This is a genomic window from Pseudoalteromonas sp. TAE56 (assembly GCF_000497955.1).
In the GTDB taxonomy this organism is placed as follows: Bacteria; Pseudomonadota; Gammaproteobacteria; order Enterobacterales; family Alteromonadaceae; genus Pseudoalteromonas.
In genome coordinates, this window is record NZ_AUTN01000056.1 from 1 (window position 1) to 10,384 (window position 10,384).

General features: G+C 39.7%; 8 protein-coding genes, 3 tRNA genes and 1 pseudogene. 4 read left to right on the forward strand and 8 right to left on the reverse strand.

The features are described from left to right. Positions 1 to 223 precede the first annotated feature (223 nt). The 5 genes and pseudogenes from L656_RS0102100 to nudE form a co-directional block, all read right to left on the reverse strand. A tRNA-Met gene (locus tag L656_RS0102100) sits at positions 224 to 300 on the reverse strand. A gap of 62 nt (positions 301 to 362) precedes the next feature. Continuing rightward, positions 363 to 439: transfer RNA gene (locus L656_RS0102105), tRNA-Met, on the reverse strand. A gap of 160 nt (positions 440 to 599) precedes the next feature. Next, positions 600 to 676: transfer RNA gene (locus L656_RS0102110), tRNA-Met, on the reverse strand. A gap of 136 nt (positions 677 to 812) precedes the next feature. Continuing rightward, positions 813 to 1,530 (reverse strand): annotated as a pseudogene (locus L656_RS01000000121815) (3'(2'),5'-bisphosphate nucleotidase CysQ family protein). A gap of 55 nt (positions 1,531 to 1,585) precedes the next feature. After that, a complete protein-coding gene (gene nudE, locus L656_RS0102120) occupies positions 1,586 to 2,158 on the reverse strand; it encodes an ADP compounds hydrolase NudE (protein WP_024598021.1) in 573 nt (190 codons plus the stop codon). Positions 2,159 to 2,219: 61 nt separating this feature from the next. Between nudE and yrfG the strand changes: the two genes are divergently transcribed. Further along, on the forward strand, positions 2,220 to 2,867 hold the full coding sequence (gene yrfG, locus L656_RS0102125) for a GMP/IMP nucleotidase (protein ID WP_002963013.1): 648 nt from the start codon (positions 2,220 to 2,222) through the stop codon (positions 2,865 to 2,867). 15 nt (positions 2,868 to 2,882) lie between these two features. Here yrfG and L656_RS0102130 read toward each other — a convergent pair whose 3' ends face one another. From L656_RS0102130 to L656_RS0102140, 3 genes are all read right to left on the reverse strand, one after another. Further along, positions 2,883 to 3,506, reverse strand: coding sequence for a dUTP diphosphatase (locus L656_RS0102130; protein WP_007586550.1), 624 nt, complete (start codon positions 3,504 to 3,506; stop codon positions 2,883 to 2,885). Between the two features lie 105 nt (positions 3,507 to 3,611). Further along, positions 3,612 to 3,980 carry a YacL family protein gene (locus L656_RS0102135; RefSeq protein ID WP_024598022.1) on the reverse strand — a complete coding sequence of 123 codons (369 nt, stop codon included), beginning with the start codon at positions 3,978 to 3,980 and terminating at the stop codon, positions 3,612 to 3,614. A gap of 116 nt (positions 3,981 to 4,096) precedes the next feature. Then, on the reverse strand, positions 4,097 to 4,321 hold the full coding sequence (locus L656_RS0102140) for a hypothetical protein (RefSeq protein WP_002963009.1): 225 nt from the start codon (positions 4,319 to 4,321) through the stop codon (positions 4,097 to 4,099). A 302-nt stretch (positions 4,322 to 4,623) separates the two neighbouring features. Between L656_RS0102140 and uvrD the strand changes: the two genes are divergently transcribed. From uvrD to L656_RS0102155, 3 genes are all read left to right on the forward strand, one after another. Next, the gene (gene uvrD, locus L656_RS0102145) at positions 4,624 to 6,789 is read left to right on the forward strand and encodes a DNA helicase II (protein WP_007586555.1); all 2,166 of its coding nucleotides are present in this window, start codon (positions 4,624 to 4,626) and stop codon (positions 6,787 to 6,789) included. Next, complete coding sequence (locus L656_RS0102150) at positions 6,767 to 8,836, forward strand: GNAT family N-acetyltransferase (protein ID WP_024598023.1); 2,070 nt, start codon at positions 6,767 to 6,769, stop codon at positions 8,834 to 8,836. Before uvrD ends, L656_RS0102150 begins: the two co-directional genes overlap by 23 nt. Before the next feature lie 102 nt (positions 8,837 to 8,938). Continuing rightward, positions 8,939 to 9,787, forward strand: coding sequence for a chemotaxis protein CheW (locus L656_RS0102155; protein WP_024598024.1), 849 nt, complete (start codon positions 8,939 to 8,941; stop codon positions 9,785 to 9,787). Positions 9,788 to 10,384 lie beyond the last annotated feature (597 nt).

Below are 10,384 nucleotides of genomic sequence, written 5' to 3' on the forward strand. Positions count from 1 at the left end.
CGACCTTCGGGTTATGAGCCACAATATACACACCAAATTTTAGACATAAAAAAACACGCTTTAAGCGTGTCGTTTCATTCTTATTTATTTCAGTGGTTGCGGGAGCCTGAACTTATAAAAGGTGAACCGACGACCTTCGGGTTATGAGCCACAATATACACACTAAATTTTAGACATAAAAAAACACGCTTTAAGCGTGTCATTTCATTCTTATTTATTTCAGTGGTTGCGGGAGCCGGATTTGAACCGACGACCTTCGGGTTATGAGCCCGACGAGCTACCAGACTGCTCCATCCCGCGCCTGAAATTTGTATGCTTTTTTAAAGTTGCCTACATTACAACTTGGCTTCCAATTAAAGAATTGGTTGCGGGAGCCGGATTTGAACCGACGACCTTCGGGTTATGAGCCCGACGAGCTACCAGACTGCTCCATCCCGCGCCTGTATATTTTAAGTCTATCGACTACTTTATTTTATCTCTTAAGCTAGAGTTTACAGTAACAAAATCTTATAAATAATTGGTTGCGGGAGTTGTGAAGGTGAAGAGTGAACCGACGACCTTTTAAAACTACCTATTGCACCAAATTTCAATAAAAATATTGGTTGCGGGAGCCGGATTTGAACCGACGACCTTCGGGTTATGAGCCCGACGAGCTACCAGACTGCTCCATCCCGCGCCTGTAATTTCTTTAAAACATTTTCGTAATATTTACGAGCCTGCCTTGAAGAGAGCGCTACTATATAGGAATAAACATTTAATGCAAGGCCTAAACTAATTAAAGTTGTTCAACCGAACAAAAAGCAATCAAATTGCTATTCTGCGCTCAACCTTTGATGCGGATTAATCATTTTTTGCCATTCCCAGTCTGGATGTCCCATCACTATAAAGTCAGGGTTCTCAGTACTCTCACGTTGGTTGTACGTTAGCGGATTAAATTCGGCATCGGTAATACAACCACCGGCTTCTTCAACAATAACTTGTGAAGCACCTGTATCCCACTCTCCCGTTGGACCAATTCTTAAAAAACAATCTGCTTTGCCTTCTGCAACAGTACAAGCTTTTAATGAGCACGAACCAATAGCAATAGTTGTAAACTGACTATTTAAATACTGACTCACCGCTTCTATTTTTTGGCGGCGGCTCACTGCAAGTGTCAAGTTCTCTGGCGGCGCTACAGATATTTGCTTATCAATTGAGTTTTCACGTTTAAAGGCACCATTTTTAGCTGTAGCAAAATAAGTCACACCTTTTGCAGGCCAATGAATAACACCAAGCACTGGGTGATTATTTTCAATCAATGCAATATTTACTGCAAAATCGCCACTTTCTAAAATAAACTCGCCTGTGCCATCCATCGGATCGAGTAACCAANGCTAGTGCTGGTATAGGTGTTTCTTCCGACATAATCGGAATATCGGGCGCTAAGACTTTTAATCCAGCAACCAGTACGTCATTTGCTGCTAAATCAGCTTTGGTAACAGGCGTATTATCTGATTTCTCTTGTTGGCCAATATCACCTTTTTTATAAATGGCCATAATTGCATCGCCAGCACGCTCAGCTAATTCAATACACGGTTCGATTAATTTATTCATCGGCAGCTCCAGACGCTAAATACTTATCTAATAATAGCAAAGCTGCAACACTGCGTGCTTCGGTAAAATCTTCCTGGTCTAATAATGACTGCCACTGAGTTAATGGCCACTTAACAACAACAAGCGGCTCTGGTTCGTCGCCAATAAGGCTTTGTGGGTATAATTGCTTAGCAAATAAAATATGCATAGTGGCATTAAAGTAACTCGGCGCCATTGTTACTGTTCTTAATGGTTTAAAATACTCAGCACCAAAGCCAATTTCTTCTTTAAGCTCTCTGTTAGCAGCTTGCTCTGGCGTTTCGCCCGGATCAATTAAGCCTTTAGGAAAACCTAACTGGTAATCGTTTGTTCCCGCACAGTATTCACGTACAAGTAGTAATTCGTTGTCTGCACTTAACGGAACAATCATCACCGCTCCCCGGCCACCGCCGCGAATTCGCTCATACTGGCGCTCTTCGTTATTAGAAAACTTTAGCTCTAAAGACTCCACAGTAAACAGGCGGCTTTTAGCGACAACATTGTTACTGAGGATTTGTGGTGGTGTTGGGTGCTTTTTCTGTGTCATTGGCGTTAATTTGCTATCATGGCAGTTAGTTCAATAATAAACCTTATAAGTTGAAATTCCTATGTTAAATTGGTCAAAAATCGATACCGTTTTGCTCGACATGGATGGAACATTACTCGATTTACATTACGACAGTCATTTTTGGCTTAACGTTATTCCTGCGCAACACGCATTAGCAAGGGGCATTAGCCTAGATGCAGCTAAAGCAGATATTTTAAAACGCTATCAAGCTGTGAGCGGTCAAATACAGTGGTATTGTTTAGATTATTGGGAGCAGCAATTAAGCTTGCCTATAATGGAGCTTAAACGAGAATCTCAGCATTTAATTAAAATGCGTGAAGACGTACCTCATTTTTTAACTGAGCTTAAAAAAGCAGGCAAAGAGTTAATTTTACTTACCAACGCCCACCCTGAGAGTGTCATGCTTAAATTTGAGCATACAGCGATTGATAACTACCTAGATGGCGTAGTGTCTACTCATGAATATGGAGTAAGTAAAGAGCAACAAAGTTTATGGCACCAAGTACAAAAAGACTTAGGCTTTAATAAAAGTCGTACTTTATTTGTTGACGATAGCATTGCGGTTTTGAATGCCGCACGAGAATACGGCATTGAGCACTTACTTGCAGTTGCTAACCCTGATAGCCAACAACCACATAACGAAATAGCCGATTACCTAAGTGTTACCGACTATCGTAAGATTATCTAACTCAGTTTACGTGGGCTAGATTTTTGGGTAACGCGCTTCTAGCCCTTGATATACTAACTTTGCAAAATCTGCATGTTCTGTATCAAGGCTTTTAACTACTTCAACTAAATGCTCGTTATCTTCTTGCCCGTTCCATTCTTTAATATAGCTACCATCTTTGTAACCGTGATCTTGGCGGAAAAAGTTTAACGTATTTTTACCTACGTAGCCGCGATATAAATCATCAATATCCATACCCATTTGCGCCATACAGCCGGCAAAGGCACCTGCATTAAACGTTTTATCAGCAACAGCAGACGCCGCTAATATCTCTAGTGTTTGTTTAAAATCATCAGCTTGTTGAGCATTACTAAGCTCAGTTTCAAGTTGCTTTGCTAAGTCTTCGTAGCTAGTTTCGCCGTCAATTCTAAGCGATAGACCAAAATGAAAAATATCAACCAACTCTAAAATAACTTGTTCAGTATCTGGTGTTTGTTTTTTCCACCATTTCCAACCATGATGATCTAGCATTTCAGCACACTCAACCCAAATAGCGCGGTACCATTCAAACCCTTGAGTAAACCATTGCTCATGTACTTTAGTATTCATGGCGTTTTGCATTTCTAGCATCACTACTAGCTTGTTTAAATTGGCAGACATATCAATTCCTGTCGTTTTGGTTGGCGTAATTTTCGTTGGTGTAATAATACAGATAAAATGCTGATTGTGCATTGCTGTATATTTTTATTAGTGTGCTAATTATGTTTATCGTGACGTCGTAAACTCATGCCATGAACCAATTAAATCAATGAAATCTTCAAAGCCACAACCACTACTTAAACCATTTTCTTCAAGCGCTAAATCGTCATCTTGATACGCTATTAGATCTTCGCTATCTTGATGAAGCGCATGGGCTTCAAATAGTGCTTCGTCTTTGGTTAATATTAAATCTATTTCTTGGCCTTTTAACGTTAGCGGCTCATAGCTTGAACTTACCGATGCAATAAGCGCTTGCACCATGGCCACTTTGTCTTTGCCTATTTCTTCGTTTAGCCAGCGACCAATAATAGCGTGTTCACTGCTTATTTTAATACGTAGCCCACTAATAGGGTCGCGAATAAATTGATATTCCATAGGGTTTGCCTGTAAATCTTTAATTGCGTAATTATATACGTAAACGCCCGTAAACCACAGGACATATAAAGCAAAATAGCGCCACAAGGGCGCTATTTTATTCAACTTTAAAGCCGTTAACTTCGCGATCTATAACGCGCTGCGTCAATGATCGACCATAAGTAAATAATAGGCACAAGTACAAAACCTACAAGCACATAAATTAGTGCATAACTTATTATAATAGCGAGTGCAAAAAATATAGCCGCTAAAATACGCCCTTGCACTAACTGCCCTAAACCAGGAAAAAATATATTACATAATGCTGCGATTACGTTACCGCCAGAACCTTGATCTGCCATACTAACCTCTGTATTTATTTGATTTTATAATTATTTACTTACACACTTTATGCCAATTTATTAAAGCTTACAAATCAAATAGTTAAATTAGCCTAGATTTAGAGAGTTAGTAAATTTTGCTAACTTTAGGTCAAATTAGCAATTTTTGTTATGCGTTTACGCTTTTTATTCGCTTAGTTAATTAGCAAGTTACTCGTTTTGAACACTATTTTGTAAATAGCTGTTTATAAAAACAGTATTTTATTTAGCCTAACAAAAACACCTGTTATACTGGCCACAATATTGATTAAAAAGGCGTAACGATGGACGTTTCACAATTACTCGATGGCTTAAATGACAAACAACGCGACGCCGTTGCAGCCCCACTACAAAACATGCTGGTATTAGCAGGTGCTGGGTCTGGTAAAACACGAGTGTTAGTTCATCGTATTGCGTGGCTTATGCAAGTTGAGCAAGCCTCCGCTTACAGTATTTTTGCAGTTACCTTTACTAATAAAGCAGCTAAAGAAATGCGTGGCCGCGTTGAAGAAACACTAAAAGCCCCTGTAGGTGGCATGTGGATTGGTACCTTCCATGGTTTATCGCATCGTATTTTACGTGCTCATCACCGTGAAGCTAATTTACCTGAAGCCTTTCAAATTTTAGACTCTGATGATCAGCTTAGAATGATCAAGCGCTTATTAAAATCGATGAATATTGATGATAAAAAATGGCCCGCTAAGCAGTTTGGCTGGTACATAAGCGCCAAAAAAGATGAAGCACTTCGCCCTAAAGATATTCAAGCATACGATATTAATGAGCAAATGATGCTGCGAGTTTATGCCGCCTATCAAGAGGCCTGTGATAGAGCGGGCCTAGTTGATTTTGCTGAAATATTACTACGCAGCTACGAAGTGTTAAAAAATAACCCTACGTTACTGCGTCATTATCAGCAGCGCTTTGCACATATGCTCGTAGACGAGTTCCAAGATACAAATACCATTCAATATGCTTGGTTAAAGTTACTTGCTGGCGATACTAACAGCATCATGATTGTAGGCGACGATGACCAAAGCATTTATGGTTGGCGTGGTGCTAAAATCGAAAACATTAAACGTTTCTTAACTGACTTTAGCGCAGAAACCATTCGTCTTGAACAAAACTACCGTTCAACCGCCACTATTTTGAAAGCGTCCAATGCATTAATTCAAAATAACTCAGAACGTATGGGTAAAAGCTTGTGGACCGATGGTAACGATGGCGAGCCAATCTCTATTTATGCAGCATTTAATGAGTTAGACGAAGCACGCTTTGTAAGTAGCAAATTACGAAGCTGGTTAAATGCAGGAAATGCCCTGCAAGATGCCGCAATTTTATACCGTAGTAACGCGCAATCTCGTGTACTTGAGGAAGCCATGCTACAAGAAGGCTTAAAATACCGTATTTATGGTGGTATGCGATTCTTCGAACGACAAGAAATTAAAGATGCGCTTTCGTATTTACGTCTAGTGGGTAATCGACAAGACGATGCCGCGTTTGAGCGTGTAATTAATACGCCAGCACGCGGTATTGGTGATAAAACATTGAGCCATATACGCGACTGTGCACGAGCAGAATCGTTACCGCTTTGGTATGCCGCAAAAGCAATTGTAGAACAACAGCACTTATCTGGTCGTGCTTCTGGTGCAGTAAGTAAGTTTGTAGAACTCGTTGAACAAATAGAAGATAAAATTAGCGATCTAACTTTGCATGAGCAAGCCAAGTACACAATTCAAACCTCAGGCTTAATGGCAATGTACCAAGCCGAAAAAGGTGAAAAAGGCCGTGCTCGCGTAGAAAACTTAGAAGAACTAATTAGCGCTTGTGATCAGTATGAACTTCCTGAAGACGAAGAATACAGCTCACCTTTACAAGGCTTTTTAGCACATACATCACTTGAGTCAGGTGAAGGGCAAGCAGAAGAACACGAAGACGCCGTACAAATGATGACGCTTCACTCAGCTAAAGGTTTAGAGTTTCCATTAGTGTTTATGGTGGGCGTAGAAGAAGGCATGTTCCCTTCTCAGCAAAGCAACGAAGAGTCTGGGCGCTTAGAAGAAGAGCGCCGCCTTTGTTATGTAGGCATGACACGAGCAATGGATAAGTTATACATTAGCCATGCTGAGAGTCGCCGCTTATACGGGCAAGAAAAATACCATAGCCCATCACGCTTTTTACGCGAAATCCCTGAAGACTGCGTAGAAGAAATCCGTATTAAAACACAGGTTTCTCGCCCGCCTGCTGCGGGGCGCTTTAGCGCATCAGTTAGCCATGCCGCATTTGAAGACAGTGGCTTTAACTTAGGGCAACGAGTTTTGCATGCTAAGTTTGGTGTTGGTACCGTACTTAATTACGAAGGCAGTGGCGCGCAATCTCGGGTACAAGTTAACTTTGACGACCTTGGCAGTAAATGGTTAGTAACGGCCTATGCACGATTACAAGCTGTATAAAGCTCACCTAAGTGAGTTAGAACAACAACTAGCTGGCGCGTATCATCGTCAGCTAGTGTTGATTACGGGCAGCCCTGCTTGGTGTTATGAATTACTTAACTCATTAATAGATGAAAACAATGCACTTGTTGTATCAAAGCAGTGCGCGATTAAAAATTCGTACTGGCCTACTCGCACTCATCAAATTTTAGGTCAAGAATTTACTCATGCTGTTTACGATGGTTTTAGTGGTTTGCACCCTGATAAACTTGCAGCACTTGCCGGCACTGTTAAAGCAGGCGGTATACTGTTTTTATTACTGCCCGAATTAGATAATTTAGCCTCTTGGCAAGACCCTGCTTTAAGCACAATGCAATCACACGGTCAGAGTATTGACTACAGTTTATTTAATCAACGTTTCGCGGCTATTATAAAACCATTACCCACTTTTCATTTTAGTGAAAAAAATGGCTATATTAGTAATAACACTAGCTATGTAAAACATAATAAAATTGATTATCTACCACAGCAAAACTGCGTTGAACAAATAGTAAAAGTAGCTAATGGTCGTGCCAGCAGGCCTTTACTCATTAATGCTGATAGAGGTAGAGGCAAGTCGGCAGCACTTGGCTTAGCAGCCGCAAAATTAGCTGGTAAAAAAGTAATTATTTGCAGCACTCAGTTTAAAGCGACCCATAGTAGCTTTAAACATTTAGCCAACGAGTTGAACCTTCAATACAACACTGAACATAAACAGCTAGCCAATTTGCACTACGTTGCACCTGATGCACTATTAAATGCGCTACCTGAGTGTGATTTATTACTCGTTGATGAAGCTGCAGCAATCCCTGTTCCGTTATTATTAAAAATGCTAGCGCATTACTCTCGTATAGTATTTGCAAGTACACTGGTTGGGTATGAGGGCAATGGTAGGGGTTATACCATTCGCTTTAGTAACTATATAAAGGCGCATTATAAAGCCTCTAAAGTTCTAGCGCTTGATGAGCCACTGCGTTTTGCTAAACACGATCCTCTTGAGCAACACATTCGAACCTTGCTTGCACTCGATGCACAGTATAAAGAGTTAAGTAGTGATCAATTAGAGCAGCCAGTTCATAGCGAAATAACTCAGCAATCCCTTGTAAACAATGAGCCTTTACTGCAACAAGTTATTGCCCTGCTTGCATTAGCTCACTATCAAAGTAGTGTAAATGATTTACGCCAACTACTAGATACACCGTCGCAACGAATATTCATCAGCAGAATTAACAATCTATTAGTTGGCGTATGTTTAATCGCAATAGAAGGTGGTTTAAGTGAAGACCTTGCCCTACAGGTTACAAGCGGAGAGCGTCGCCCACAGGGTCATTTAATGGCTCAAACCCTCTCACAACTTAGTTTTAATGATGACTACTTCACACAGTTGAGCGCTCGCGTTGTACGAATAGCGATTGATCCGAGTTCTCACAATATGGGCTTTGGTAAAAAGCTACTTAGCTATTGCGAGTCGCAAGTAAAAAGCCAATGTAATTGGTTTGGTGCAAGCTTTGGCGCAACAGCGCAGTTACTAAATTTTTGGCAAAACCAAGGATTTGATACCGTAAAACTAGGTTATCAACGCGATAAAAGCACGGCAGAACATTCGGCGCTTGTGGTTAAATGCTTAAATAACAAAAGTGCAATTATTCAACCTCTAAAAAAGCAGTTTAAAAACGATTTTTTTTATGGGCTTTTAACACACTTTAAAACACTGGATTGGCAACTTGTAAGTATTTTAATTGCAGGATTTAGCGATGAGTTAGTAAGCCCCGAGACTCGCGAACGATTAGCCTTGCTCATAAACAATAGCTTCACTCAATTTAATATCTCTGCGACTCTTTGGCAGGTAGTGAATCAGTCTCCTTCTTGTATGTCTCAATTAACAGAGTCAGATAAACAACTTTTAATAAAGTTAGTGCTTCAAAATGAATGTAATGAAAAAGTGATTCAACACTTAGGTTTATTAGGAAAAAAGCAGCTTGAGAATCAATTTAAACATGCCATAAAAAACCTCACTAGTGCCATCTAATAACTCCTAGTTAACTATCTCTATTAAATCTTACCCTTCTTTAAGTTATTTACTTAATTTGTTCTATCCTTAAAGCATTAATAGGTAAATTAAGATAAAGGCATGGAATTAATAAACTTTAAAGTGGGCTGTAAAACAATTTCACTTAAAATACTCGATATTTTATTAACAGAACGCTTTGACAATAATCTAACAACTTTACCAAACAATAATAAAAGCTTTATTGGTGTTAAAGATTATATGGATATACCAACACCTGTTTTTGATTTGGGTATTATTTTAAATAATATCTCAACTGAGCAGAGTAATGCGAATGCACTAAAACAGCTCAGATCGTGGCAAGAAAAACTATTAAGCTGGTTCAATATACTTCAAAGTAGCTTATCGAGTAGCTCGACTCCTATTTCAAACAATGACACAGAACTACAAGATTTTGTTCTTTTTTACAAAGAATTCAACACCGATAATGAAGACTTAAAATTAACTATGTCTCGGTTTAACGACCCCTTCCAATCAATACTAGAGACAATAAAAGAAGTTATAGCAGCCCATAATCGGAGTGATCGTAAACAAGTATCCGTGCTACTCGACAAAATGAATCGTAATAGCTTGATTCAACTCGAGCGCTTGTTTGAGTCAGCTAAAGAACAAATAACCTTAGACTATAAACCTATTATTGTTTTTACCACTAAAGACGGCTTAAACCCGCATGTAGGATTATTGGTAGATAAGGTTGAAGATAATATCGACTTTAAAAAAGAAGATATAAGGCCACTGGATAAACTTACCGAAATTGGCTTCGACATAGACCCACAAACTAAAAATATGATGCGAGGATTAATAAAGCTAACACAAAAACACAGTTTATTAATTGATCCAAGCGCAATATTTAAACCGACGCAATTAGAAGAATCTGAAAGTGAAGAAAGCCAAGCTTACGGACTATTTTAAATAGCTTTTAGATTGGGTTATAAGCTTTAGCACTGGAGTAATGAGCTATTAAAGCGACTCGTTAAGTTCGGGCTTTCTACAATGTTAAGTCGGTGAGCTACGCAGTAGGATGTCGTAGTGCCCACAGCGGTAAAAAGTCACCTAGCAAATGCTACATACTTATCGGCGTGCAGAGATATTGAGTGATTTTGGTGTGATTAAACATAACTTTAGCGTCTAGAGTCGCTACGCCCGCCCTACGTGATGGATGTTAATGTGAGTGTCTATTAATTGCGCGCATTTCACTTTTCTACAGACGTAAAAAAGCCCGACTCGTTAGATTCGGGCTTTCTACAATTTGTAGCCTGGTAATGTCATAGTGCCCACAGCAGTGGAGAGCCACATAGCAAATGCTACACTATCATCGGTAGGAGCTTTGGTTTCACTACTGAGTTCGGCATGGGCTCTTGGCTATTTACTAAATCCCAGACAGCAAAAAACCCGTCACATTTCTGTAACGGGTTTCTTTAATTTGAAGCCTGGTAATGTCCTACTTTCACATAGCAAATGCTACACTATCATCGGCGCTGTTTCGTTTCACTACTGAGTTCGGCATGG